Consider the following 24,946-nt stretch of genomic DNA (forward strand, 5'->3'; position numbering starts at 1 on the left):
GCACCGTCACCGCCGTCGCGGGAAAGGTGTTGTCCGGTGTCGTCGTTGCCAGAATGATCGTGTCGATTTCCTGCACATCGATCCCGGCATCCGCGATCGCATTCCGCGCCGCCGCCAGCGCGAGATGCGACGTCAGTTCGCCATCCGCCGCAATGTGGCGGCTATGAATACCTGTCCGGTCGACGATCCATTCATCGGTCGTATCGACGATCTTCGAAAGGTCTTCGTTTGTGACGACGCGCGACGGCAGATAACTGCCGACACCGGCTACTACGGTTCTGATAACACTCACGACAGGGCTGCCTCGGATTCCGCTATTTCTGTATTTTGTATGCGGTGGCCATTTTTCAGGCCGGTCAGACGATCGAGATCGCTGACGATCTTGCTGACCAGATCGGCCGAAGCGACATCGGCCGCCACGTCGATCGCAGCCGCAAAGCCAACGGGATCGGTACTGCCGTGACTTTTCACGACAAGACCGTTGAGGCCAAGAAAGACGGCCCCATTCGATGAACGCGGATCGATCTTGTCCGCGAGCGCTTTGAATGCGCCGCGCGCGAAGAGATATCCGATCCGGGACATCAGCGAGCTTTGCATCGCGCCGCGAAGATAACTGACAATAAGCCGTGCTGTACCTTCCGCGGTCTTGAGCGCGATGTTGCCTGTATAGCCATCCGTTACGACGACATCGACGGTCCCCTTCGCGATGTCGTCGCCTTCGACGAAGCCATGAAAGCGGATCGGAAGTTGCGCCTCGCGCAGCATCTGTGCGGCCGCCTTCACCTCTTCCGTTCCCTTGACTTCCTCCTCGCCGATATTGAGAAGGCCGACCGTCGGTTGCTCGATATTGAAGATGACCCGTGCGAAGGCTTCGCCCATGGCCGCGAACTGCACGAGCTGGAAGGCGTCCGCGCCGACCGTCGCACCGAGATCGAGCGCCACGCTTTCGCCGCGTGCCGTCGGCCAGAGCGCCGCGAGCGCCGGCCTTTCCACGTTCGGGATCGTCTTCAGAATGACTTTGGCCATCGCCATCAGCGCGCCGGTATTGCCGGCCGACACAGCAGCCTGCGCCCTGCCTTCTTTAACCGCATCGATCGCGAGCCACATGCTGCTCGTCTTGCGGCCCCGGCGTAGCGCCTGGCTCGGCTTGTCGTCCATCGAAATGGAAACGTCGGTATGAACGATCTCGCTTGCTTGCGCGACGCGCGGATGCTTGTCGAGCAGCGGACGGATTTGCGCTTCGTCGCCGAAGATCAAAAACCGGATGTCGGGATGACGAACGGACGCAATCTCGGCACCACCGATCACCGTTTCCGGTCCATGGTCGCCGCCCATTCCATCCAGGGCTATCGTCAGTCCTTGCGTCACCCGGTTACCCCCAGTCGTTAATCCGGCTCCAGCGCGTCCGCCCACCCGGCGCGCCCCGAAGATACAGCCTTGCGAGGGGCAGACAATAGCCGGATAGCCCAACGAATCGCGCCAACTCAATAATTTTTCTTGAGTTTTTCCAATGCAGCAAAGGGATTTGGCTTGCTTTCCGGAGCGTTTCCGGGCTCTTCCGCCGGGGCCTCGAAAGCAGCATCCGGTTTGCGCGGGTAGGGATCGAGCGCGAGCGCCAGCCTCTCGGCCACAGCCTCCCCGAGATCGACGCCGTTCCCCATCATCGGCTCCGGCGCATCCTCGGCCTCCAGATCGATCTCGACCTCCCGCTCGCTGACCTCCGGGACGTCCGGTACAATCATGTGTTCCGGAAGATACCGCTGCGTGAAACTTTCCTCGATCTTCTGATGAACGGGTTCGAGCGTTACGACGCAGGATTGGACGACCTCCGTCTTGAATCTGCCCTCGACTGTGAGGCCGGCCTTACGGTAGGGCCTCACCTTGGCGATACCCGAGAGCGATACGACCTCCACAATGCCGAAGCGCTTCGCCAGGTCCTTCAGCATGCGTTCGTCAGCGTCGAACACCACTTCCTTGCCGGCCGGCGGCACATCGCTCGCGGAAACAAAGAGGCGAAACTCCGGATGCGGCCGCGGGCCCATCACGCCGCTCCCTCAGCCGCGAGCGGCCCTGGCGACGTGAAGACGACGCGACCCGCCATGACCTCACCCGGCGATTGCGCGGCCAGATCTCCGTCGACGCGCCGGACGTAAGCTGCAAGCGCCGCTGCACTGGCGTTTGACGTTGGAGACTCCGGAAGGATGTTCCTCCGGAGGGCGGCTTCGAGCTTGCCGTCATCCATCCCGGCAAGGCCTTCGTCATAGGCCTGCATCCGCCCATAGAATGAGGACGCCATCGCCTTGATCTTCTTGCCCACGGACAGGTCGCCGACCCCCATCTCGCGCAATGTCTGGTCCATGTCGTCGAACATCACATCGAACAGCTTCTGGCCCATCTCCTTGCCTGCCTCGCCGCATGCCCTTAAACGCCGCAGCGCCAGAAAGACGTGGAGAGCGACCATCTCGAATCGCCCCTCGGCCGTGTCCGGCACGCCCATGTCCTTGTAAAAAACCGGGCTCCGCGCCTGTCCGACCAGCACCCCGTAGAGGACATATGGTGTATCCTCGTCACGGGAACGGCCAAAAATCCTTTTCCATATCATGGCTTCGCTCCAGCCCGGGGTGATAGGTTTTGGCCCATGCTGCACATGCCGATTGAATTTAACCGGCGACAAGGGTAGGTCAACGGCAGACCTTTCAGGCTCCAGGAGGCCTCTATATGACATCGTTCCGACTGCGCCGCCCCACTCGTCTCGCCCTGACAGCAGCCTGTCTAGCGCTTGGCGCCGCGACGATGTCCGCCTGCGCCCCTGTTGTGCAGGATCGCGGCTACATATTCGATCCCGCCGATCTCGACAAGCTCCAGGCGGGATCCTCGAAAGAGCAGGTCCGCACCGTCATGGGTTCGCCGTCCACGGTCTCCACCGTCGACGGCGAGGCCTGGTACTACATCTCGAGCAAATTCGAGACCGTCGCTTTCTATGCACCCGAGGAAATCGAGCGCACTGTCGCCGCCGTCTATTTCGACAAGACGGACGTCGTTCAGGAAGTGGCCTATTACGGGCTCGAAGACGGGCAGATCGTGAACTTCGTCGACCGCAAGACGCCGACCCGCGGCAAGGAACTCACGATCCTCGGCCAGCTCTTCGGCAACCTCGGCCGCTTCAACAACCAGGGTGCGGGCACTCCCGGCGGCGCCAGTGATCCGTCCGGCCGACGCTAAAAGGAAACCTCGAACCCGCCGAAAGAAAAAGCCCCGCGGATTTCTCCGCGGGGCTTCATCGTTTCAGATCTATGCCCTTACGAGTGCGCGAGCACCGCGAGAAGCAGAAGGGCCACGATGTTCGTGATCTTGATCATCGGGTTGACGGCGGGACCAGCGGTGTCCTTGTAGGGATCGCCGACCGTGTCGCCCGTCACCGCGGCCTTGTGAGCCTCGGAGCCCTTGCCACCGAAGTTTCCATCTTCGATGTACTTCTTCGCGTTGTCCCAGGCACCGCCACCCGACGTCATCGAAATGGCGACGAAGAGACCGGTCACGATCACGCCGAGCAGCATCGCACCGACGGCCGAGAACGCCGCCGACTTGTCGGCGATCGCCAGAACCGCGAAGTAGAGAACGATCGGCGAGAGAACCGGCAGAAGCGACGGGATGATCATTTCCTTGATCGCCGCTTTCGTCAGCATGTCGACCGCACGCGCATAGTCCGGCTTCGACGTGCCGGCCATGATGCCCGGATCGGCCTTGAACTGACGCCGTACTTCCTCGACGACGGAGCCCGCTGCACGGCCGACAGCCGTCATGCCCATCGAACCGAACAGATAGGGCAGCAGGCCACCGATGAAGAGACCGATCACCACGAACGGGTTGGACAGCGAGAAGTCGGGGCTGACACCCGCGAAATAGCCGTAGTCGACGGAGTTGGCCGCAAAGAACTTCAGGTCTTCCGTATAGGCCGCGAAAAGAACGAGCGCGCCGAGGCCCGCCGAACCGATTGCATAGCCCTTGGTGACCGCCTTCGTCGTGTTACCCACGGCGTCCAGCGCATCGGTCGTCTTGCGCACATCGGCCGGAAGATCGGCCATCTCCGCGATACCGCCCGCATTGTCGGTCACCGGACCGAACGCGTCGAGCGCAACCACCATGCCCGCAAGCGCGAGCATCGTCGTCACCGCGATGGCGATGCCGAAGAGACCGGCAAGGCTGTAGGTCACGAGGATACCGACCACGATGACGAGTGCCGGCAGCGCCGTCGCTTCCATCGAAATCGCCAGACCCTGGATGACGTTCGTACCGTGCCCTGTGGCTGAAGCGGCGGCGATCGACTTCACCGGACGGAAGGTCACGCCCGTGTAGTATTCCGTGATCCAGATGATGAGGCCGGTAATGGCAAGGCCGGCGACACCGCAATAATAGAGCGTCATGCCGGTGAAGTTCAGCGTGCCGACCGTGTAGGCCGTATCGAGCCCGATCACCCAGTCGGTAACGAAGTAGAGCACGACGAGCGACAGAACGGCAGAGGCGATGAAGCCCTTGTAGAGCGCGCCCATGATGTTGTTGCTCTTGCCGAGCCGCACGAAGAACGTGCCGATGATCGACGTCACGATGCACGCACCGCCAATGGCCAGCGGATAGGTCATCATCGCGGCGATCCCCTCGCCCGCGAAGAAGATCGAGGCAAGAACCATGGTCGCAACGACCGTCACGGCATAGGTCTCGAAAAGGTCGGCTGCCATGCCCGCGCAGTCGCCGACATTGTCGCCCACGTTGTCGGCGATGGTCGCCGGGTTGCGCGGATCGTCTTCCGGAATACCCGCTTCGACCTTGCCCACGAGGTCGCCGCCTACGTCGGCACCTTTCGTGAAGATGCCGCCGCCGAGACGCGCGAAGATCGAGATCAGCGATGCGCCGAAACCGAGCGCCACGAGCGCGTCGATCACTTCACGCGAGCCGGGGGCATAGCCGAGATGAACGGTAAGCACCGAGTAGTAGACGGCAACCGCGAGCAACGCGAGGCCGGCAACCAGCATGCCCGTCACGGCGCCCGACTTGAAGGCAACGTTGAGGCCGGCTGCAAGGCTCGTGCTTGATGCCTGCGTCGTGCGCACGTTCGCGCGGACCGAAACCAGCATGCCGATATAGCCGGCAGCGCCCGAGAGTGTCGCGCCGACGAGGAAGCCGACAGCGACCTTGAGGGTGAGGAGATACCAGACCACGCCGAAGATCACCGCGCCGACGATGGCGATGGTTGTGTACTGACGCGCGAGATAAGCGCCCGCGCCCTCCTGGATCGCCGCTGCGATCTCCTGCATGCGCGCATTGCCCGCGTCCAGCTTCAGCACCGAGCGCACAGCCCAGATGCCATAGATGAGCGCAAGCACGCCGCAGCCGATAATAGCCCACAAAGCAGTGCTCATTGTTTTATCCTTAGGTTCCCTTGAAGGATTGACCGGCGGGAATTGCCACTCTCCTTCCGGCATTTGACGCCGGAAGTCCTCCCCCTGCCGAATGCAGAAATCGCGCGGAAAGATGCCAAATACGACATCGGAAAGCAACCGGCAGGCCGCGCCCGCTCCGGGCCTAAAAGTGGCTATATCCCAATTGCTTGAGGGGAATCGCGCGGCCGGCGCTATCGACAAGCATCACGCCCTCGTCCGGCCCTGTCACTCTGCCGATTTTCGTTACCCGGACGGAGGCTTCCCCAGCGGCAGCCTCGATCTCGTTCCCCTTTTCGGGTGGGGCAGCAAAGAGAATTTCATAGTCGTCGCCGCCGCCCGCAATCAGTGGAAAGAGCTCCTCGTCCTGCCGCAGCGCCATTTGCGCCGCCGCCGATAGGGGCAGCTTGTCCTTCTCGATTCGGGCTCCCGTCCCGGAAACTTCACAAATATGGCCGAGATCGGCCAAAAGCCCATCCGACACGTCGAGCGCGGCATGGACGAGCCCCCGCAGCCTCGGCCCAAGCGAACAGCGCGGTTCGGGCTCGCGATAGCGCTGAACGAGCTGGCTGGCTTCATCACGGCCAAGCCCGGAGAACCTTCCTTTCAGCACTTCGAGGCCGAGTGCCGCATCGCCGAGCGTTCCGGTCACGTAAAGGTCGTCGCCGGGCCGGGCACCGCCGCGGGGGATCATCCCGCCAATCGGCACCTCGCCGATGGCCGTCAGCGAAAGCGTCAGCGGCCCCGGTGTCTTCACCGTGTCGCCGCCCCAGAGAGAGACGCCATAGCGCTTCTGGTCATCCGCAAGGCCGGCCGCGAAACGCTTGATCCAGTCGAACGTGGTGTCATCCGCCCACGCCGTCACGAGCAGATAGCCCTTCGGCACCGCCCCTTTCGCGGCGAGGTCGGACAGGTTCACGCGCAAGAGCTTGCGGGCGACGCTTTCGGCAGGATCGTCGGGAAGAAAGTGGATGCCTGCAACGATGGCATCGACGGTGAGGACGGTCTCGCAGCCCTCCTCCACGCGATAAAGCGCGGCATCATCCTTCAGCGCGAAGGCGCCTTTGGCGCCCGACGCGAGAGGCGCGAAAACTTCCTCGATCAGCGCGAATTCGCCGGGCCGTCCGCCCTCAACTTTTTCCGCCGGAGCCATGTTCCGCTCCTGCCCCGCTCCTGATGTCGCGGCCGAGACGGTCGAGCACGGCGTTCACGACGCCCGGCTCGTCTCCCTCAAAGAAGGCATGCGCGATATCGACATACTCGTTGATGATGACCTTGAGAGGTACATCCTTGCAACGGCGAAGCTCGTAGGTTCCGCAACGCAGGATGGCGCGCAGCGTCGAGTCGATCCGTGCGAGCGACCAGCCCTTGGCCAGCGCGCCGTTCACTTGGCGGTCGAGTTCGCGCTGCTCGCGCACGACACCGCGGACAACATCCTCGAAGTGAGCGGCATCCGCGTCTGCCATCTCACCTCCTTCGTCGCCATGCTCGAGACGATGCTCGACGAACTCCGCAACCGCATCGTCGAGCGGTGTGGACGCGATATCCATCTGATAGAGCGCCTGCACGGCGCCGAGGCGCGCGGCGGAACGAGCCTTGTGATCGAGACTGCCGTCGGATGCAGGCTGTGCGGGAATCGCCATCTTCTTCGATAAACCTCGACCGGCGTCAGGCGCCGAAACTGCGTTTGAGCTCGATCATGTCGAGACAGGCATTGGCGGCACCGCCACCCTTGTTCTTTTCGCTTACCCTGGCGCGAGCCCAGGCCTGGGCCTCGTTCTCGACGGTCTGGATGCCGTTGCCAAGCGCAAGCATTCGGTCGACGGCCAGGTCCATCAGCGCCCGGGCGGATTCGTTCGAGACGATGTCGTAATGCGTCGTCTCGCCGCGAATGACACAGCCAAGCGCCACAAAGCCGTCTATCTTCTTGGTAAATCCGCCATGCGCCATTGCATCGATGGCATATCTCACGGCGGCTGGAATCTCGAGGACACCCGGCACCGATGCGCGCTGCCACGTCGCGCCGCGTGCTTCCAGCGCCTCTATCGCGCCTCGCGCAAGTTCGTCCGCGAGGTCTTCGTAGAAGCGCGCTTCGATAATCAGGATATGCGGTTCTGTTGTCACGATGTCGTCTCCTTCGCGCGCGACACGACGCCGCCGGCCTGCCTGAGCGGGCGCTGTCCGACGACCCGGAGCCCGTATCCTTCCAGACCAACGATGCTTCGATCCGTGTCGGACAGCAGGACCATGTCATGAATGCCGAGGTCCAGCAAAATCTGGGCACCGACACCGTATTCGCGCAGCCGCCGCGGCATTTCGTGGTCGCCGCTCTCGCCCTTGCGGAGAAGCATGTCGGAAACGACGGTCGCCGTCGTATCGCGGATAAGAACGATAACGCCGCGCCCCTCTTCGGAAATGATCCGCATGGACTCCTTCAGAATGTTCGAGCGTGGCCCTGTGGCGCCGAGAATGTCGTCGAACACGTTGATCGCATGCACCCGCACCAACACCGGCTCGGGACCCGAAATATCGCCCTTCACCAGCGCGATATGTTCGGCATATTCGACCGTGTTCAGATAGACCATCAGCTTGAACTCGCCGCCAAAGTCGCTGTCGAGTTCCGTTTCGATGGCACGATGAATGAAGTTGTCGTAGCGGCGGCGATAGGCAATGAGGTCGGCAATCGTCGCGATCTTGAGACCGTGGAGCTGCGCGAACTGCACGAGATCGGGCAGGCGCGCCATTGTGCCGTCGTCGTTCATGATCTCGCAGATGACGCCGGCCGGATAAAGCCCGGCGAGACGCGCAATGTCGACCGCCGCTTCCGTATGCCCGGCGCGCACCAGCACGCCGCCGTCTCGCGCGACGAGTGGGAACACATGTCCCGGCGACACGATATCCGTCGCGCCCTTCGTGGGATCGATCGCCACCGACACCGTATGCGCGCGGTCATGAGCCGAGATGCCTGTCGAGATACCCTCGCGCGCCTCGATCGACACGGTGAAGGCTGTCTGATGACGCGACTGGTTCGTCGACGACATGAGCTGCAGGTTGAGCTGTTTCGAGCGCTCGCCGGTCAGTGTGAGACAAATCAGGCCACGCCCGTACTTCGCCATGAAGTTGACGGCTTCCGGAGTGCACATCTGCGCCGGAATCACGAGGTCGCCTTCGTTCTCGCGCTCCTCGGCATCGACGAGAATGAACATCTTGCCGTTGCGAGCGTCCTCGATGACGTCCTCGATGGGTGAAAGGTATTCCTTGTACACGGGTCTCAATCCTTCTGAACCAGCCGCGCGACATAGCGGGCCAGCATGTCGATTTCAAGATTAACGGGATCGCCCGCTTTCGCCAGCCCCCAGGTCGTGACCGCCTGGGTATGGGGGATAATGTTGACGCCGAAGCGCGTTCCCCCAGCATTTGCGCCGGATTTCGGGTCTTCGACCTCGTTGACGGTAAGTGAAGTGCCGTTGAGCGTCACAGACCCCTTCGGAGCGATGAACCGGCCGAGCCCCTCCGGCGCCTCGAAGGTGAAGCGCATGGAATCGCCTTCCGGACTTATGTCGACGATCCGCCCGACCCCGTCCACATGCCCACTCACGATATGACCGCCAAGTTCGTTCCCGGCCTTGAGCGCGCGTTCGAGGTTGATCCTCGTACCCTCGATCCAGGTGCCGAGTGTCGTGCAATCGAGCGACTCCTGCGACACATCGACGGCGAACCAGTTGCCTCCGGCATCGTTCCCCTTCTCGATCACTGTCAGGCAGCAGCCGGAACAGGCGATGGACGCACCGATGTCGATGGTCGCCGGATCATAGGCCGTTTCGACGACGAACCGCGTATCGCCGCGCTTTTCGACGGTGCGGATACGTCCTACATCGGTAACGATCCCGGTGAACATGTTTCAGCTCCCGCGCACGAAGCTTGCGACCGTGTCGCCGTCGGCGGATGCCGTCGCACGCAGAACGAAACTTGGCGCCTCATCGACCTTCCTGATGCCGAGCGCCGCAATGGCGGGATATCCGTCGCCGCCGATCACCTTGGGTGCCTGGAACCATTCAATTCTGTCAACGAGATGGTCCCGGACAAGCGATGCAGCAAGCCGCGCGCCGCCCTCCACAAGGACGCGCGTAACGCCCCGCGCCGCCAGAGCTTCCATCGCACCGCGCATGTTCATGACACCGCCCTTGTCCGGATCGACGTCGATGAGGATGACCCCACATTCCTCGAACGCCTTGCGGCGGTTTTCGTCGCCGCCGGGCAGCGTCAACAACCAGACCGGTACGTTGCGCGCGTCGCGCACGAGCTTCGATGTCAAGGGCAAGCGCAACCTGCCGTCCGCCACGATGCGGATTGGCGAACGTCCCTCGAGCCCCGGCAAACGGCATGTGAGTTCGGGATCATCCACGATGGCGGTCGCGCTGCCGACCAGGATCGCGTCATGCGTCGCTCGCAGGAGATGTCCGCGGTAGCGCGAAGCCTCGCCCGTGATCCACCGGCTGTGGCCGTCATGCGTCGCGGTCCGCCCATCGAGCGAGCTCGCGATCTTGAGCGTGACGAGCGGCCGCCGCTCCGACATGGTGAGAAAAAAACCTTCATTGAGGTAATAGGCGTCTGCCGCGCAGACATTCTCCGTTACCTCGACGCCCTTCGCCTGCAACATCGCGAAGCCGCGCCCCGCGACCTCCGGATTGGGGTCGCTGATCGTCCCGACGACGCGCGCGATACCCGCCTCGATCAGCGCCTCGGCGCAGGGCCCCGTCTTGCCGTGATGCGAACAGGGTTCGAGGCTCACATATGCCGTGGCGCCCTTTGCCAGTGCACCGGCGCGGCGAAGCGCCTCCGTCTCGGCATGAGGCCGGCCTCCAGGCTGGGTCCAGCCGCGCCCGACGATGCGCGGGGTGTCGCCTTCCTCGCGCACGATCACGCAGCCGACCGCCGGGTTCGGAGCGACCTGCCCGAGCCCTCGCTCAGCGAGCGTCAGTGCCATCTTCATGAAACGAGTGTCGTGGGGCCGAACCATTTTCATCCCTATCGGTGGGCTTGCCCGCGGTTCCCTCCGGGTTCCGCGGCTGGCGGCCCGAAGGATCAGCGGTCCTCGTCTTCCTCACGCAGGGAACCGTCGAACGGCCCGCTGAGTTCGCCCAGAAACTCCTCGAAATCCTTCGCCTCGCGGAAGTTCCGATAAACCGAGGCGAAGCGGACATAGGCAACGGCGTCCAGAGAGCTGAGGCCTTCCATGACCAGCTTGCCGACCATGGCCGAGGGGATTTCGCTTTCCCCCATGCTCTCGAGCCGCCGCACGATGCCGCTCACCATACGCTCAACGCGCTCCTGCTCAACCGGGCGTTTGCGCATGGCGACTTGCACGGAACGCATGAGTTTGTCCCGGTCGAACGGCACCCTGCGGCCGTTGGACTTGATGATCGTCAGTTCGCGGAGCTGCACCCGCTCGAAAGTGGTGAACCGGCCGCCGCAAGCGGTGCAAAAGCGCCGCCTGCGAATGGCCGTATTGTCTTCGGTGGGACGAGAGTCCTTCACCTGGGTGTCTTCGTTACCGCAATATGGACAACGCATGCGCCGTCAGCCCCCTCGCTACGTAACCCGCCCCGCCGCGGGATTGGTTACTTCGGCCCACCATAGATCGGAAAGCGCCGGCACAACTCGATTACACGAGTGCGGACGGCCGCTTCCACTTCGCCGTTCTTTTCATCGCCGTTCTTTGCGAGCCCGTCCAGCACTTCCGTGATGAGCTTGCCGATCTGGGCGAATTCGGCGACGCCGAAGCCGCGCGTCGTGCCCGCCGGCGTGCCGAGACGCACGCCCGACGTGATTGTCGGCTTTTCCGGATCGAAGGGAATGCCGTTCTTGTTGCAGGTGATATTGGCCCGCTCGAGCGCGGCCTCCGCCACCTTGCCGGTGAGCCCCTTCGGCCGGAGATCGACCAGCATCAGATGCGTGTCCGTACCGCCGGAAACGATCGCGAGACCGGCATCCGCAAGCGTCGATGCGAGGGTGCGCGCATTGTCGACGATGGACTTCGCGTAGGTCTTGAAGTCCGGTCGTAGCGCTTCACCGAACGCGACGGCCTTGCCCGCAATGACATGCATCAGCGGCCCGCCCTGGATGCCCGGGAAGATCGCCGAATTGATCTTCTTCCCGATATCCTCGTTGTTCGAGAGGATCATGCCGCCGCGCGGCCCGCGCAGCGTCTTGTGCGTCGTGGTGGTCACGACATCCGCATGGGGTAGCGGGCTCGGATGCGCGCCGCCAGCCACCAGACCGGCGAAGTGTGCCATGTCCACCATGAAGAGTGCGCCGACACTGTCCGCAATCTCGCGGAATGCCTTGAAGTCGATCACGCGCGGATAGGCGGAACCGCCGGCAATGATCATCTTCGGCTTGTGCTCTTTCGCAAGCGCCGCCACCTCGTCCATGTCGATCTGGTGGTCCTGCTGTCTGACGCCATACTGCACGGCGTTGAACCACTTGCCGGACTGGTTGGGCGCGGCGCCATGTGTCAGGTGGCCGCCCGCGGCGAGGCTCATGCCCATGATGGTGTCGCCCGGCTTGAGCAGCGCCATCATCACGCCCTGGTTCGCCTGCGAGCCGGAATTGGGCTGCACATTGACGTAAGAGCAGTCGAAGAGTTTCTTCGCCCGCGCGATTGCCAGCTCCTCGGCAATGTCCACGAACTCGCAGCCGCCGTAATAGCGCTTGCCCGGATACCCTTCTGCATACTTGTTCGTCATGATCGAACCCTGCGCCTCGAGCACGGCGCGGGAGACGATATTTTCCGATGCGATCAGTTCGATCTGGGTCTGCTGGCGCTCGAGTTCGCGCTCGATGGCGTCCAGGATTTCGGGATCGCTCTCCGCGAGCCCGTCCGTGAAGAAGCCGGAGAAGGAGCCTCGCCGGGGGGCGGCATCGCTCAAAGACATAGACCTACCTTTTTGTTTCAATTCGAATGCATTCGGGGCGCCGAACCGGCAAAGTCGCATCGCTCGCACGCGCCATGGCCATTGTTCACGGCCGCCCGGTTTCGATCCGGCGTGATACCACATCTCGTCGGCCGCCGCCAATTCACCACAAATTTTCGCCGAAAACGGGTCGCCGCTCCGAAATCCGGGCGCGTCGGGAAAGCAACACTGCCATGGACCTGCCTTTCCAGACAGCGCAAGAAGACCTGCGTGAGTATAGTGTATGTAAGACTAGAAATGGAAAGTTTACTTGTTGGATCAAGTTGATCCGTTACCGTCCTATATTGCAAACCAAAGCTTCACCTTGTTTTCCTTAGATTAAGACATGCGCCGATCTAGACGATAATCTTGATATCCTTGATTGGAGTCGTTATATCGCGCTAGAAAAAGAAGCTTTTTTGTCCGCGCAAGCGGAAGAATCACCCCCGGCAAGGCAAATCGTCGTAATGAATGAGACAAAATCTTCCGCGTCTGTAGACACGACGGAAATTCTGCGGCTGGCGGCTGAAATAGTTGCCGCTTATGTCAGCAATAACGCCGTGGCCGCAAACGACCTTTCCGCGCTGGTCCGGACGGTTCACGCGACGCTGACCAACCTCGACCAGGCCGCGCCGGGCCGCGAAACCGACCTGACCCCCGCCGTACCGATCAAGAAATCGGTGACGGCGGACTACATCATCTGTCTCGAAGACGGCAAGAAGCTGAAGATGCTGAAGCGCTATCTGCGCTCGCAATACGGGCTTACGCCCGAAGAATACAAGGCGCGCTGGGGCTTGCCGCATGACTATCCGATGGTGGCGCCGAATTACGCAGCCCAGCGCTCGAAACTCGCAAAGCAGATCGGGCTCGGTCGCGTCAGCACCACCCCGGCCCGCGGCCGCAAGAAGAAATAGGGCTAAACCACAATCCCGCCGCCGGCGCTTCCGGGAGGTTCTGAATCGTCCTTGCCGGGCACGGTGCTTTCATTCTTTTTCTTTTCGAGCATGTAACGCAGCTTCTGCACGGCCACGCGCTCAAGTTCGCTCTGCGCGGCAATGGACGGCCCGATCACCGAGACTTCCAGACCCGTCGTCACATCGACAGCCGTCACTTTGACGCTGCCGCCGATCGGTATGTATTCGAAGATTACCTCGCGGCGCTCGCCGCTTTCGCCTTGCCCTTCCCGCGAAGGGCTATCGCCGCCCCGGTCAGGCGGCACGCCGGATCTTGTGGCGCGTCCACACCTGGTCGAGCGCCGTCACCAGATCGCGCATCATCTCGTCCGTATGAACCGGGCAAGGGGTGAAGCGCAGCCGTTCCGTCCCGCGCGGAACCGTCGGGTAATTGATGGGCTGAACGTAGATGTCGAAGTCCCTCAGCAACTCGTCGCTGACTTGCTTGCAGATCACCGGATCGCCCACCATCACAGGCACGATATGGCTCTCGCACCACATCACCGGCAGCCCGGCATCGGCCATCATCCGCCGAAGCGTTGCCGCTCGTTCCTGATGCGCCACCCGCTCTGCATCGCTCGACTTGAGATGCCGTACCGCTGCCAGAACGCCCGCAACGAGAACCGGGGAAAGCGAAGTGGAAAAGATGAAACCGGGTGCGTAAGAGCGCACGACGTCGACGAGATCGGCCGAGGCCGCGATATAGCCGCCCATCACGCCGAAGCCCTTGGCGAGCGTACCCTCGATAATATCCACCTTGTCGAGCACGCCATCGCGCTCCGCGATACCGCCGCCGCGCGGCCCGTAGAGGCCAACAGCATGCACCTCATCGAGATAGGTGAGCGCACCATACTTGCGCGCGAGATCGCAAATCGCGCCGATGGGCGCAACATCGCCGTCCATTGAATAGACGGACTCGAAAGCGACGATCTTCGGTTGCTCCGGATCGAGTTCGCTCAGCAACTCTTCGAGATGCGCCAGATCGTTGTGCCGCCAAAGCCGCTTCGGCCCACGTCCGCGCCTTATGCCCTCGATCATGGAGGCGTGATTCATCTCGTCCGAGATGATTGTACAATTGCCGAGAATCTGCACCAGCGTCGAGAGCGTCGCATCGTTCGCGGCATAACCCGACGTGAAGAGCAGCGCCGCTTCCTTCTGGTGAAGGTCGGCAAGCTCGCGCTCAAGTTCGACATGGTAATGCGTCGTGCCGGAGATGTTCCGTGTACCGCCGGACCCTGCGCCAACTTCGTCGATCGCGCGGTGCATCGCCTCGATCACTGCCGGGTGCTGGCCCATGCCGAGATAATCGTTGGAGCACCAGACGACGATGTCCTTGGTGCCCTCAGGCGTGTGGAAGGTCGCACGTGGAAACGAGCCGCGATGGCGCACGATATCGGCGAAGACGCGGTAGCGTCCTTCGTCCTTCACAGCGCCAAGCGCTTCGGCAAGTTTGCGCTCATAATCCATAGCGTTTCCTGTCCTCCCCCTCCGAATCCTGAAGGGATACCCTTAACATTTATAGCACAATAGTCGCCGGCCGCAGCCCGGCCACAAGCGAATTGTCGCATTAAGACATGGGGTTGGGAGGGGGCTCAGGAAGACCAGAGCCCTTTTTCCGTGAGAACCGTTTTCAGAAGAGCCGGCTCGTCGGTCATCAGCCCGTCCACGCCGAGATCGATCAGGCGGCGCATCTCGGCTTCGTCGTCGATGGTCCAGACATGGACCTGCAGGCCTGCTTCATGGGCCCTGCCGACCAGTTCCCGGTCCACCAGCCGGATGCCGTATTGCTCGACGGGGATCTGGGCGCAACCTTCGGCGAAGCCCCCGAAAAGCCCCCTCGCAGGTCCCGCCCAACTCGACAGGCGAAGCCGCGTGGTCGAAAGCGGCCCCATCCCGGTGCAGAGCTTTGGCCCTAGGGCGTCGCGGATTCCGGCGGTACGGCGCCCGGAAAACGCGGTCACACACACCCGGTCGATTGCCTGCGCATCCTTGATGAGCCGGATGAGCGGCAATGCCGCATTGTCGCGCTTCGGGTCTATGTTGATCCGGACTTCCGGCCAGGCCGCCAACAGGTCCGCCATCAGCGGAATGGGCTCCGTTCCGGCAATGCGCGCCTTGTGCACATCCACATAGTCCATCTCGGCGATGCAGCCGGTGCTGTCGGTCACGCGGTCGAGCATGTCGTCGTGAAAGGCAAGCAGCACGCCGTCGCGCGTCGCATGCACGTCCGTCTCGATATAGCGATAGCCGAGATCGACGGCCCCCTGGAAGGCCGGCATCGTGTTTTCGGGCCAGGCCCCCGCACCGCCGCGATGGGCGAAGGCGAGAAGCCCGTCATGCTCGAGATAGGGGAATTTTGCCGGGCGCATCCGCCTCGCCTGCCGCTTTGTTTTTCTAGTTCTTGAGCGCGCTGGTATTCACGCTCCCGTCGCGATCATACACATCGTCGCGGAAGTTCACGATCCCATCCGCTTCCGCCCAGGCGGTCAGGTAGACGAGATAGATCGGTACCGGCGTGCCGAGCGAAACATTGCGGTACTGCCCCGAAGCAACCGCCGCCTCCACCCGCGTCGCATCCCAGTCCGGCTTGTCCGCCGTCATGAGCCAGGACACGAGCCCGCGCACATTGCGTACCCGCACGCATCCGGAGCTGAAATTGCGCTCCTGCCGCCCGAACAGGGTCTTCGTCGGCGTGTCGTGCAGGAAGATCGCATCGCTGTTTGGAAAGTTGATCTTGAGAGACCCGAGTGAATTCCACGGCCCCGGATCCTGCCGGAGATAATAGGCCTCGTTCACGCGCGGATTGGACCAGTCGATATTCGCCGGATCGAGCTCGCGGATATTCTGGTCCCAGCCCTGCAGCACGCGAATGCCCTGCCGTCTCAGGTAGCCGGGATTGTTCTTGATCTTCGGCAGCATGTCCGCCATCGCAATCGACTTCGGAACATACCAATAGGGATTGAAGGTGATCGACGTCACCTGGCTGGTGATCTCCGGCGTCTGCCGCGATTGCTTGCCGACGATGACGCGCTCGTTGAATTCGACGACGCCGTCGTTCACCGCCTCCACTTCCTGTCCCGCGATGTTCACGAACACATGACGGCGCTCCAGCTTCGGCATCAGCGCGGAAATACGGTGGAGGTTTGTTTCGAGTTGCCGGACGCGCGTCTGCACCGGCACGTTCATCGCCGCGATCGTGCGCCGCCCGACAATACCGTCCGGCTCCAGCCCGTTCCGCTTCTGATAGCGGGCCACCGCCTCTTCCACGGATTCGTCATAGAGAGTGGGGTCGCCCGGCAATGCCGCCAGGTCGCCCGTCGCAATCAAGCGTTCGCGCACCTGCGCGACGCGCGGATCGCGCACGCCGCGTTCAAGGCGCTCTCCCGCCGCAACGCGTCCCCAGCCACCTCGGACGGCAATCGCCCGGTAATGTTCGATGGCGGCCGTCACCGCGGCGATGGACCGGTCGCTCAGCGTCGGTGTGCGGGCTTCCGAAACGGGTGCCTCGGCAGCCGCTTCGGGCGCCGCATTGGCCGCCCATGGATCGACCCAATGGGTTTCCTGCGCGCCATAGGAAGTAGCTTCGGCATGGACCGGCCCCGCTGCAAACGGCAGGGCAATAAGCCCGGCCAGCAGAAACAGCCTCAAAAGGGATGAAATCGAAGGCACTCTTTTCACACAGCCCCACAGCAAAATACCGGATGCCCCTCCGGCGTGAACGCACGGCCCCGTTATGCCATTTCGGGACACTGGCCGCATCTTGCCAATCTTGTAGCCGCAAAGCGTCATGAAATCTGTCGCATTCAGGGTCAGGATTCGGGATTCCGCCCCGTAAAAGGTCGGACTTCCCGTCGTGAGTGATGGAAATGCAACTCCCGTGCTGCCGGGCGGTGGGCCCACCCGCCAGAAACGCCGGAAGGCCCGCGTCTTGGGGGAGACGCAGGCCTTGCCGCAATCGGGTCAACGGCGCTTAGAGGCGGTAGCGGATCTGGTCTGTCCAGAAGCGCTCGAGCTTGAACAGCGTGGCGTTCGCCTGCCGCAGTTCCTCGCTCGAAATATCGCCGACCTCGTTCAGCATCATGCAGTGCTTGTTGTAGACCTCGTCGATCGCAGCGCAGATCGAGCGCCCCTTCTCCGTCAGCCGCACGCGTACCGAACGGCGATCCGAGCGGGACCGCTGATGATGGATGTAACCGGCCTCGACGAGCTTCTTGAGATTGTAGGACACGTTCGAGCCGAGATAGTGGCCCCGCGTCCTGAGCTCGCCGGCGGTCATTTCCGAGTCGCCGATATTGAAAAGGAGAAGCGCCTGAACGCTGTTGATCTCCGAACAGCGAATGCGGTCGAGTTCATCCTTGATCACGTCGAGCAGCCGCCGGTGGAGTCGCTCCACATAGGTCAGCGTCTCGAGATAGGCTTGCTTGCGGCCGGGATCCTTCTGGTCCTGGACAGCAGGTTCGCTCTTAAGATTGGTCATAGCCATGGGTTGCCCCCAAACCTCACGCAAAACATCATTTGCCGCACCTTCTGTGCTGCAACGCGTCACAATATCCGTGAGGCTACTAACGAGGCCTTAAGTCCTCCGGCATGAATACCGAAGCGAACCCGATATGATTAAAACTATATTTCGCCGCGGATGAGCCGGATGATGCCGGAAAAATCGAGGCCATCCTCTCCGGCCGCTTCCATCAGCGAATAAAGCTGCGCCGCCTGCGCGCCGAGAGGGATCGGCGTTCGCGCCGTTTTGGACGCATCCTGCGCGAGCCGGAGATCCTTCAGCATCATCGCCGCCGTGAACCCGGGCTGATAGTTCCTGTTGGCTGGCGACGTCGGCACCGGCCCCGGCACCGGGCAATAGGATGTCATCGACCAGCACTGTCCGGACGCGGTCGACGAAATATCGAACAGCGTCTGCGCATCGAGGCCGAGCTTCTCGCCTAGCACGAAGGCTTCCGAAACGCCGATCATCGAAATGCCGAGGATCATGTTGTTGCAGACCTTGGCAACCTGCCCGTTCCCCGCCGCGCCGGCATGGAAGATGTTCTTGCCCATCTTTTCGAGGATCGGCTTTGCCTTCGCAAAGGCTTCGTCCGTCCCGCCCACCATGAAAGTGAGCGTGCCCGCCTCCGCGCCGCCGACACCACCCGATACCGGCGCATCGAGCATCGCCATGCCGGCCTTCTCCGCCGCCGCAATCGTCTCGCGCGCGGAGGGAATGTCGATGGTGGAACTGTCGATGAAGACGGTGCCTTTACGCGCCGAAGCGATCAGCCCGCTTGCCCCCAGATAGACCGAACGCACATGCTCGCCCGCGGGCAGCATGGTCACGACGAAATCCACGTCGCGCGCCGCGTCGCTTGCGGTTTCAGCTTTCGTCGCCCCCGCTTCGACCAGCGCCGCCACGGCAGCCGGTGCGAGATCGAAGACCTTGAGAGCGTGCCCCGCCTTGACGAGGTTCCGCGCCATCGGCCCGCCCATATTGCCGAGCCCGATAAATCCGATTGCCGCCATTTCGCTCTCCCCGTTCTAGTCGAACGTCAATTCGTCTGCGCCGAGCGGCGCAAAATAGCTCTTCACATCGTCCGCGCTCATCTCGGCAAGCGTGGCAGGCTTCCACTTCGGCGACTGATCCTTGTCGATCACCACCGCGCGCACGCCCTCATAGAAGTCATGCCCCTTGATAAAGCCGTTGATGAGACGGTACTCGAGCCTCATGCACTCCTCGAAGCCGAGCGATGCTCCCTCGCGCACCTGCGCGAAGGCAACAAGCGTCGAGGTCGGCGATTTCGTCTCGATCGTATCGGCCGTCTTCATGGCCCATTCCCCGCCATCGGCGCGAAGCGAAGCGAGAATTTCGGCGACCGATCCCTTCGAGAAATGCGCGGAAATCTCCTTCTGCATGTCCCTGAGCGGCGCCGGCCCTTCCTCCTCCGCCACTTCCCTCAGTGCCTCGTGAAGCGCGGTGCCGCCCGCAATGCGATCCTTCAGCGTTTCGAGCCGCGCGGACGGGACATAAGTGTCCGCGATCCCCGCATAGACCGCGTCCGCCGCCTTCAGCCGCGCGCCCGTCAGCGCAAGATAGAGACCTGTTTCCCCCGGCGCCCGCGGCAGAAACCAGGTGCCGCCGACATCCGGAAAGAGGCCGATCCCCGTCTCCGGCATTGCAAAGACAAGCCGTTCCGTCGCCACGCGATGCGATCCGTGTACGGAAAGACCGACGCCGCCGCCCATATTGATCCCGTCCATCAGCGCCACATAAGGCTTCGGGTAGCGTTTGATGAAGGTATTGAGCCGGTATTCCTCGCGCCAGAAGGCGAGCGCGGAAGGATCGCCCGAGCGTCCCCAGTCGTGCAGTGCGCGAATATCACCGCCCGCGCAAAAGGCTTTTTCGCCCACCCCATCGACGATCACGCACCGGATGCTGTCGTCCGACGCCCATTCCGTGAGTTTTGGATGGATGAGCCGCACCATGTCGAGCGTCAGCGCATTGAGCGCCTTCGGCCGGTTGAGCGTGATGACGCCCGCCGCGCCGCGCTTCTCGAACAGGACTTCGGCTTCTTCGCTCATCGTTCAGCCCTTCAGAAGTTCGCGCGCGATGATGACACGCATGATCTCGTTCGTGCCCTCGAGAATTTGATGCACGCGGGCGTCTCGCAGGTGCCGCTCCAGCGGAAAGTCCTTGAGATAACCATAGCCGCCATGGATCTGCAGCGCCTCGTTGATGACGCGGAAGCCCGCATCCGTCGCAAAGCGCTTCGCCATCGCCGCCTTCATGGTCGCATCCGGCGCCTTCGCATCGACCTTCGTCGCCGCGCTGTAGATCATCAGCCGGGCGGCTTCCAGTTCCGTCGCCATGTCGGCAAGCTTGAACTGCAGCGCCTGGAAATCGGCAAGCTTCCGGCCGAATTGTTCGCGCTCGCCGAGATAGCTCTTCGCCCGCTTCAGCGCCGCCTCCGCCGTGCCGAGCGAACAGGCGCCGATATTGATGCGTCCCCCGTCGAGGCCCGACATCGCGATCTTGAAGCCCTCGCCTTCCGCGCCGATCCGGTTCGCGACGGGCACGCGGGCATCCTCGAAGATCACCTGCGCCGTCGGCTGGCTGTTCCAGCCCATCTTCCGTTCCGGCGCGCCGAAGGAAAGTCCTGGCGTTCCTTTCTCCACGACAAGGCAGGAAACGCCCTTCGCCCCCGCCTCGCCCGTGCGCACCATGCAGACATAGATGTCCGACGTGCCCGCACCCGAGATGAAGGCCTTGCCGCCGTTCAGCACATAATGATCGCCGTCGCGCACGGCCTTCGTCTTCAGCGATGCCGCGTCCGATCCGCTCGACGGCTCGGTCAGGCAATAGCTCGCAATGAGGTCCATCGGCGTCAGCTTCGGCAGCCACTTCTGCCGCTGCTCTTCCGTGCCGTAGCTGTCGATCATCCACGACGCCATATTGTGGATCGAGAGAAACGCCGCGGTCGAGGTGCAGCCTTCCGACAGCGCCTCGAAAATCAGCGCGGCGTCGATCCGGCTCAGCGCCGACCCGCCCACATCCTCGCGCACATAAATCCCGGCAAATCCGAGCGCCGCCGCCTTGCGCAGGGTCTCCACCGGAAAGAAATGATCGCGGTCCCAGTCGCTTGCATGGGGCGCAAGTTCCGCTGCCGCGAAGTTCCGCGCGACATCCTGAAACGCCTGCTGCTCTTCCGTGAGCTCGAACCGCATTTCCTCGCCTCCCATGACGACCCTGGATGGGTGTTTGAGCGGTGATACTGGCCACCCATCACCCTGTCAACGAAGCGCCGCACCGCAGCAAAGCTTACGCTGCGGCAAAGCGCGCAAGCAGCCCGATGAGGGCCCGGATTGCATGGCCGTCCCCTTTGGCGCTATGAGTGGCGCATGACGAACAAACACCCCGCCCCATCCTTCCCCGCGACCCGCATGCGCCGAAACCGCAAGAGCGATTGGTCGCGCCGTCTTGTCGCCGAAAACGCCTTGTCGGTGAACGACCTGCTCTGGCCTCTTTTCCTGGTCGAGGGCGAGGGAAAGCGCGAAGCCGTGCCGACCATGCCGGGCGTCGACCGGCTGAGCGTCGACGAGGCGGTGCGTGCGGTCTCCGAGGCTGCCGCTCTCGGCATCCCGGTCATTGCCCTTTTCCCCTACACGCCGGCCGAGAAGCGCGACGCTCAAGGCTCCCTTGCCCATGATCCGGACAATCTCGTCTGCCGCGCCACCCGCGCGATCAAGCAGGCGGTCCCGAACATCGGCGTCCTCTGCGACGTCGCGCTCGATCCCTACACGAGCCACGGCCATGACGGTTTGATGTCCGGCGACGTCATCCTGAATGACGAAACGGTCGAAGCGCTCGTGAAACAGGCGCTCGTCCAGGTCGAGGCGGGATGCGACATCATCGCGCCGTCCGACATGATGGATGGCCGCATCGGCGCGATCCGCGCGGGCCTCGAAGCGGCCGGACACACGAACACGCAGATCATGTCCTACGCCGCGAAATACGCCTCCGCCTTCTACGGCCCCTTCCGCGATGCCATCGGTTCGTCGGGCGCGCTGAAGGGCGACAAGCGCACCTACCAGATGGACCCGGCGAATGGCGACGAGGCGATCCGCGAAGTCGCGCTCGACATCGCCGAAGGTGCGGACATGGTCATGGTGAAGCCGGGCCTGCCCTATCTCGATATCGTCACCCGCGTGAAGACGGAATTCGGCATGCCGACCTTCGCCTATCAGGTCTCCGGCGAATATTCGATGATCGCCGGCGCCATCGAGCGCGGCTGGTTCGACCGGAACCGCGTCATCCTCGAAAGCCTTGTGGCCTTCAAGCGCGCGGGCGCCGATGGCGTCCTCACTTATTTCGCACTCGAAGCGGCGAAGCTCCTGAAAGCCGGCTGATCAACCGTCCAGTCCCGCCAGCCTGAGCGATGCTTCCCCGTGAAGCGCGGCGAGCCCCCCTGCCCGTTCCACGAGTTCGGCGAGGTCCGCCACGAGATGCTTTCGCCGCGTCGCCGCCTTGCGGTCGCCGAGCTTCCCGAACATCAATTCGTAACGCCCGGGAAAATCCGCCGCGAAGGCAAAATAGGCTTCCCGGACCGCCTTTGCGCTCGACACGGATTCGATGTCGCCGATCAGCATGTCGTATCCCTCGAGGGCGACCGCCCCGAGCAACTCATCCAGATTTGCGAAATGCCGGTAAGGCGCGGCTTCGGAAACGCCCGCGCGGCGCGCCGCCTCCCGCATGGTCAGCGCATGCCGCCCGCGTATGTCGATCAGCGTCGCCGCCGCTTCCATCAGCCCCTGTTTCAGGTCGCCGTGATGGTAGCTCGTCTTCTGTCCCCGCATCCGCGCGCGCATCGCCCGCCATCCTTTCGGCGTTCTCGCTTTGTCTCGATAATTTACATGTTATCGATGTTAACATTTAAGTCAACCTTAATATAAGAACGCTCCGTGAACGGACGAAATCGTTTTGCCTCAGAAATGAAAGAATGCGAAATGGCGGACGGGCGAAATAATCAGCCGAAAATCAGGAGGCGAAAACCTCGTGCATCCCGTCGATGCGCACGACCGTGTCGGTTATGAAACCGTTAAATCCCGTCTGCATCCCGATCGAGTAAGCGCCCATCAATCCGAACTCGATCCAGTCGCCCTCGCGGATATTTTCCGGAAGATCGAAGGGCAGTTTCAGCACGTCGAGGCTGTCGCATGTCGGGCCGAACAGGCGGAACGGGCGCAGCGGTCCCTCCACCGGACCGTCCCGGCGTAGCGCCCGCACCGGCGGATCGAGATCGCCGTCGCGGATTTCGGAAAGACATCCATAGATGCCGTCATTGATGTAAAGATCGTCGCCTTTGCGCAGATGCACCTGCGTCAGCACCGAGCATCCTTCGGCGACAAGCGCGCGCCCCGGCTCGCCAAACAGCGGAACGCCGATGCCGAGCTTCTCCTTCGTATCCGAAATTGCATTGAAATAACTCTGAAGCGGCGGCACGTCGCCCTTGTAGCTCGCGGGAAATCCGCCGCCCACATCGAGATATTCGAGCGGCACACCCGCCTCGCCGGCAACTTTCATCGCCATTTCCATCGCCACCCGGAAAGCCGCCGGATCGAGGCACTGGCTGCCGACATGGAAGGCAATCGCCGTCCGGCAGCCAAGCGCATTCGCGCGCTTCAAAAGCGCCACGGCGACGTCCGGCGTTGCCCCGAATTTTGCCGACAGATCGTAGACGGCCCTTCCCTTCGGCGTCGCGATCCGGACTTCGATGGTGATGTCGGTACCCGCGACCGACACGACCTTCTCCAGTTCGTCCGGGTGATCGACGACATAATCCTTGATGCCGTAGACATCCGCCGCCGCTTCGAGCGCGCCGCGCCCCTTCACGGGATGGTTGAAGTAGCAATGCGCGTCAGGGAGCTGCTCGGTCACCTTCGCGATCTCGGAAATCGACGCCGTATCGAAATGCTGCACGCCGCCTTCCGTCAGCGCCCTCAGAACGAAAGCATGCGGATTGCATTTCACGGCATAGAGAACGGTGCCCGGAAAGCCTTCCACGAAGGTCTTCGCCCGCGCCCGCAGCACATCGGGAAAGACGCAGAACACCGGATAGGAAGGATCGAGCCGCTGGATCACATCCAGGACCGAAGCGAAACGCAACTGGCGGGAGCTGTTGGTCATGCCTTGTTGAGCCGTGCAATCAGGCTCGACGTATCCCAGCGCTTGCCGCCCATCGCCTGCACCTCCGAATAAAACTGGTCGACAAGCGCCGTCACCGGAAGACGCGCTCCGTTCTGCCGCGCCTCGTCGAGGCAGATCGAGAGATCCTTGCGCATCCAGTCCACCGCAAAGCCGAAATCGAACTTGCCCTCTATCATCGTCTTGTAACGGTTTTCCATCTGCCAGCTCTGCGCCGCCCCTTTCGAGATCGTCTCGATCACGGCTTCGGCGTCGAGCCCCGCCTGCTTTGCGAAGTGAAGACCCTCGGCAAGCCCCTCCACCAACCCCGCAATGCAGATCTGGTTCACCATCTTTGTGAGCTGTCCCGCGCCCGAAGGTCCGATAAGTCGCGCCATCCGCGCATAGGCACCAATGACGGGGGCGGCTCTCTCGAAAGCCGCCACCTCGCCGCCCGCCATCACCGTCAGCACGCCGTTCTCCGCCCCCGCCTGGCCGCCCGAAACCGGCGCGTCGATGAAGGAAAAACCCTGCGCCTCCGCCACCGCGAAAAGCTCGCGGGCAACGGCGGCCGATGCCGTGGTGTGATCGGCGAAGACCGCGCCCTTCTCCATGCCGTGGAACGCGCCCTCGGCGCCCACCGTCACCTCGCGCAGGTCGTCGTCATTGCCAACACAGGCAAACACGAATTCGGCGCCGGCCGCAGCCTCCTTCGGCGTCCTTGCGGATGCGCCGCCATGAGCCTTCACCCAGCTTGCCGCTTTCGCCTGTGTGCGATTGTAGACGGTAACCTCGTGCCCGGCCTTCTGCAGATGCCCCGCCATCGGATATCCCATCACGCCAAGCCCGATAAATGCGACCTTGCTCACCTGCGGCCTCCTCGCCTCGTTTTGTATCGATCGCCTATCTAACAGGTCCCCGTCGCACAGCGCAAAA

26 protein-coding genes and 1 pseudogene are annotated in these 24,946 nt (G+C 62.5%); 3 read left to right on the top strand and 24 right to left on the bottom strand.

The window, feature by feature from the left end:
* The 4 genes and pseudogenes from ACKUUH_RS10865 to ACKUUH_RS10880 form a co-directional block, all read right to left on the bottom strand.
* Window positions 1-292 (bottom strand): annotated as a pseudogene (locus ACKUUH_RS10865) (3-oxoacyl-ACP synthase); the annotation flags it as partial.
* A complete protein-coding gene (gene plsX, locus ACKUUH_RS10870; RefSeq protein WP_407949940.1) occupies window positions 289-1,368 on the bottom strand; it encodes a phosphate acyltransferase PlsX in 1,080 nt (359 codons plus the stop codon). The gene plsX and the pseudogene ACKUUH_RS10865, both read right to left, overlap by 4 nt.
* Window positions 1,369-1,484: 116 nt before the next feature.
* Complete coding sequence (locus ACKUUH_RS10875) at window positions 1,485-2,042, bottom strand: DUF177 domain-containing protein (protein ID WP_407949941.1); 558 nt, start codon at window positions 2,040-2,042, stop codon at window positions 1,485-1,487.
* The gene (locus ACKUUH_RS10880; RefSeq protein WP_407949942.1) at window positions 2,042-2,602 is read right to left on the bottom strand and encodes a ubiquinol-cytochrome C chaperone family protein; all 561 of its coding nucleotides are present in this window, start codon (window positions 2,600-2,602) and stop codon (window positions 2,042-2,044) included. Before ACKUUH_RS10880 ends, ACKUUH_RS10875 begins: the two co-directional genes overlap by 1 nt.
* Before the next feature lie 116 nt (window positions 2,603-2,718).
* On the opposite strand from ACKUUH_RS10880, the gene ACKUUH_RS10885 reads away from it, so the two are divergent.
* Window positions 2,719-3,222, top strand: a complete 504-nt coding sequence (locus ACKUUH_RS10885; protein WP_407949943.1) for an outer membrane protein assembly factor BamE — start codon at window positions 2,719-2,721, stop codon at window positions 3,220-3,222.
* A gap of 77 nt (window positions 3,223-3,299) precedes the next feature.
* Here ACKUUH_RS10885 and ACKUUH_RS10890 read toward each other — a convergent pair whose 3' ends face one another.
* From ACKUUH_RS10890 to glyA, 9 genes are all read right to left on the bottom strand, one after another.
* Window positions 3,300-5,417, bottom strand: coding sequence for a sodium-translocating pyrophosphatase (locus ACKUUH_RS10890; protein ID WP_407949944.1), 2,118 nt, complete (start codon window positions 5,415-5,417; stop codon window positions 3,300-3,302).
* 163 nt (window positions 5,418-5,580) lie between these two features.
* Window positions 5,581-6,588, bottom strand: a complete 1,008-nt coding sequence (gene thiL, locus ACKUUH_RS10895) for a thiamine-phosphate kinase (protein WP_407949945.1) — start codon at window positions 6,586-6,588, stop codon at window positions 5,581-5,583.
* Window positions 6,566-7,078, bottom strand: a complete 513-nt coding sequence (nusB, locus tag ACKUUH_RS10900; protein WP_407949946.1) for a transcription antitermination factor NusB — start codon at window positions 7,076-7,078, stop codon at window positions 6,566-6,568. The genes thiL and nusB overlap by 23 nt, the downstream gene beginning before the upstream one ends.
* A 25-nt stretch (window positions 7,079-7,103) precedes the next feature.
* Window positions 7,104-7,559 (bottom strand): 6,7-dimethyl-8-ribityllumazine synthase, encoded by a 456-nt coding sequence (ribH, locus tag ACKUUH_RS10905; RefSeq protein WP_407949947.1) that lies wholly within the window; start codon window positions 7,557-7,559, stop codon window positions 7,104-7,106.
* Window positions 7,556-8,701 carry a 3,4-dihydroxy-2-butanone-4-phosphate synthase gene (gene ribB / locus ACKUUH_RS10910; RefSeq protein WP_407949948.1) on the bottom strand — a complete coding sequence of 382 codons (1,146 nt, stop codon included), beginning with the start codon at window positions 8,699-8,701 and terminating at the stop codon, window positions 7,556-7,558. The genes ribH and ribB overlap by 4 nt, the downstream gene beginning before the upstream one ends.
* Before the next feature lie 5 nt (window positions 8,702-8,706).
* Entirely contained in the window at window positions 8,707-9,333 is a 627-nt protein-coding gene (locus tag ACKUUH_RS10915; protein ID WP_407949949.1) for a riboflavin synthase, read from the bottom strand.
* Window positions 9,334-9,336: 3 nt separating this feature from the next.
* Window positions 9,337-10,428 carry a bifunctional diaminohydroxyphosphoribosylaminopyrimidine deaminase/5-amino-6-(5-phosphoribosylamino)uracil reductase RibD gene (ribD, locus tag ACKUUH_RS10920; RefSeq protein ID WP_407949950.1) on the bottom strand — a complete coding sequence of 364 codons (1,092 nt, stop codon included), beginning with the start codon at window positions 10,426-10,428 and terminating at the stop codon, window positions 9,337-9,339.
* Between the two features lie 92 nt (window positions 10,429-10,520).
* Window positions 10,521-11,009, bottom strand: a complete 489-nt coding sequence (gene nrdR, locus ACKUUH_RS10925) for a transcriptional regulator NrdR (RefSeq protein ID WP_407949951.1) — start codon at window positions 11,007-11,009, stop codon at window positions 10,521-10,523.
* A gap of 47 nt (window positions 11,010-11,056) precedes the next feature.
* Window positions 11,057-12,373 (bottom strand): serine hydroxymethyltransferase, encoded by a 1,317-nt coding sequence (gene glyA, locus ACKUUH_RS10930; protein WP_407949952.1) that lies wholly within the window; start codon window positions 12,371-12,373, stop codon window positions 11,057-11,059.
* Window positions 12,374-12,858: 485 nt separating this feature from the next.
* Here glyA and ACKUUH_RS10935 point away from each other — a divergent pair, with 485 nt between their 5' ends.
* Window positions 12,859-13,305, top strand: coding sequence for a MucR family transcriptional regulator (locus ACKUUH_RS10935; protein ID WP_407949953.1), 447 nt, complete (start codon window positions 12,859-12,861; stop codon window positions 13,303-13,305).
* A 2-nt stretch (window positions 13,306-13,307) separates the two neighbouring features.
* Here ACKUUH_RS10935 and ACKUUH_RS10940 read toward each other — a convergent pair whose 3' ends face one another.
* From ACKUUH_RS10940 to ACKUUH_RS10975, 8 genes are all read right to left on the bottom strand, one after another.
* Window positions 13,308-13,610 (bottom strand): DUF6898 family protein, encoded by a 303-nt coding sequence (locus tag ACKUUH_RS10940; RefSeq protein WP_407949954.1) that lies wholly within the window; start codon window positions 13,608-13,610, stop codon window positions 13,308-13,310.
* Window positions 13,600-14,811 (bottom strand): 5-aminolevulinate synthase, encoded by a 1,212-nt coding sequence (gene hemA, locus ACKUUH_RS10945; RefSeq protein WP_407949955.1) that lies wholly within the window; start codon window positions 14,809-14,811, stop codon window positions 13,600-13,602. The genes ACKUUH_RS10940 and hemA overlap by 11 nt, the downstream gene beginning before the upstream one ends.
* Before the next feature lie 125 nt (window positions 14,812-14,936).
* Complete coding sequence (locus ACKUUH_RS10950; protein WP_407949956.1) at window positions 14,937-15,713, bottom strand: glycerophosphodiester phosphodiesterase; 777 nt, start codon at window positions 15,711-15,713, stop codon at window positions 14,937-14,939.
* Between the two features lie 25 nt (window positions 15,714-15,738).
* Window positions 15,739-16,992 (bottom strand): murein L,D-transpeptidase, encoded by a 1,254-nt coding sequence (locus tag ACKUUH_RS10955; protein WP_407949957.1) that lies wholly within the window; start codon window positions 16,990-16,992, stop codon window positions 15,739-15,741.
* 322 nt (window positions 16,993-17,314) lie between these two features.
* Window positions 17,315-17,827: a transcriptional regulator LdtR gene (gene ldtR, locus ACKUUH_RS10960; RefSeq protein ID WP_407949958.1), complete on the bottom strand. Its 513-nt coding sequence runs from the start codon at window positions 17,825-17,827 to the stop codon at window positions 17,315-17,317.
* 137 nt (window positions 17,828-17,964) lie between these two features.
* Window positions 17,965-18,855: a 3-hydroxyisobutyrate dehydrogenase gene (gene mmsB, locus ACKUUH_RS10965; protein WP_407949959.1), complete on the bottom strand. Its 891-nt coding sequence runs from the start codon at window positions 18,853-18,855 to the stop codon at window positions 17,965-17,967.
* Between the two features lie 15 nt (window positions 18,856-18,870).
* Window positions 18,871-19,911, bottom strand: coding sequence for an enoyl-CoA hydratase/isomerase family protein (locus ACKUUH_RS10970; protein WP_407949960.1), 1,041 nt, complete (start codon window positions 19,909-19,911; stop codon window positions 18,871-18,873).
* A 3-nt stretch (window positions 19,912-19,914) separates the two neighbouring features.
* Window positions 19,915-21,054: an isobutyryl-CoA dehydrogenase gene (locus ACKUUH_RS10975; RefSeq protein WP_407949961.1), complete on the bottom strand. Its 1,140-nt coding sequence runs from the start codon at window positions 21,052-21,054 to the stop codon at window positions 19,915-19,917.
* Between the two features lie 174 nt (window positions 21,055-21,228).
* Between ACKUUH_RS10975 and hemB the strand changes: the two genes are divergently transcribed.
* Window positions 21,229-22,236, top strand: a complete 1,008-nt coding sequence (gene hemB, locus ACKUUH_RS10980) for a porphobilinogen synthase (RefSeq protein WP_407949962.1) — start codon at window positions 21,229-21,231, stop codon at window positions 22,234-22,236.
* Here the strand turns inward: hemB and ACKUUH_RS10985 are convergent, their stop codons facing one another.
* The 3 genes from ACKUUH_RS10985 to ACKUUH_RS10995 all read right to left on the bottom strand — a co-directional run bounded on the left by ACKUUH_RS10985 (window position 22,237) and on the right by ACKUUH_RS10995 (window position 24,879).
* Entirely contained in the window at window positions 22,237-22,695 is a 459-nt protein-coding gene (locus ACKUUH_RS10985; protein WP_407949963.1) for a TetR/AcrR family transcriptional regulator, read from the bottom strand.
* A gap of 169 nt (window positions 22,696-22,864) precedes the next feature.
* On the bottom strand, window positions 22,865-24,013 hold the full coding sequence (locus tag ACKUUH_RS10990) for a type III PLP-dependent enzyme (protein ID WP_407949964.1): 1,149 nt from the start codon (window positions 24,011-24,013) through the stop codon (window positions 22,865-22,867).
* Window positions 24,010-24,879 carry an NAD(P)-dependent oxidoreductase gene (locus tag ACKUUH_RS10995; protein WP_407949965.1) on the bottom strand — a complete coding sequence of 290 codons (870 nt, stop codon included), beginning with the start codon at window positions 24,877-24,879 and terminating at the stop codon, window positions 24,010-24,012. Before ACKUUH_RS10995 ends, ACKUUH_RS10990 begins: the two co-directional genes overlap by 4 nt.
* Window positions 24,880-24,946: the final 67 nt, after the last annotated feature.

The sequence above is a fragment of the Parvibaculum sp. genome (genome assembly GCF_045863935.1).
In the GTDB taxonomy this organism is placed as follows: Bacteria; Pseudomonadota; Alphaproteobacteria; order Parvibaculales; family Parvibaculaceae; genus Parvibaculum.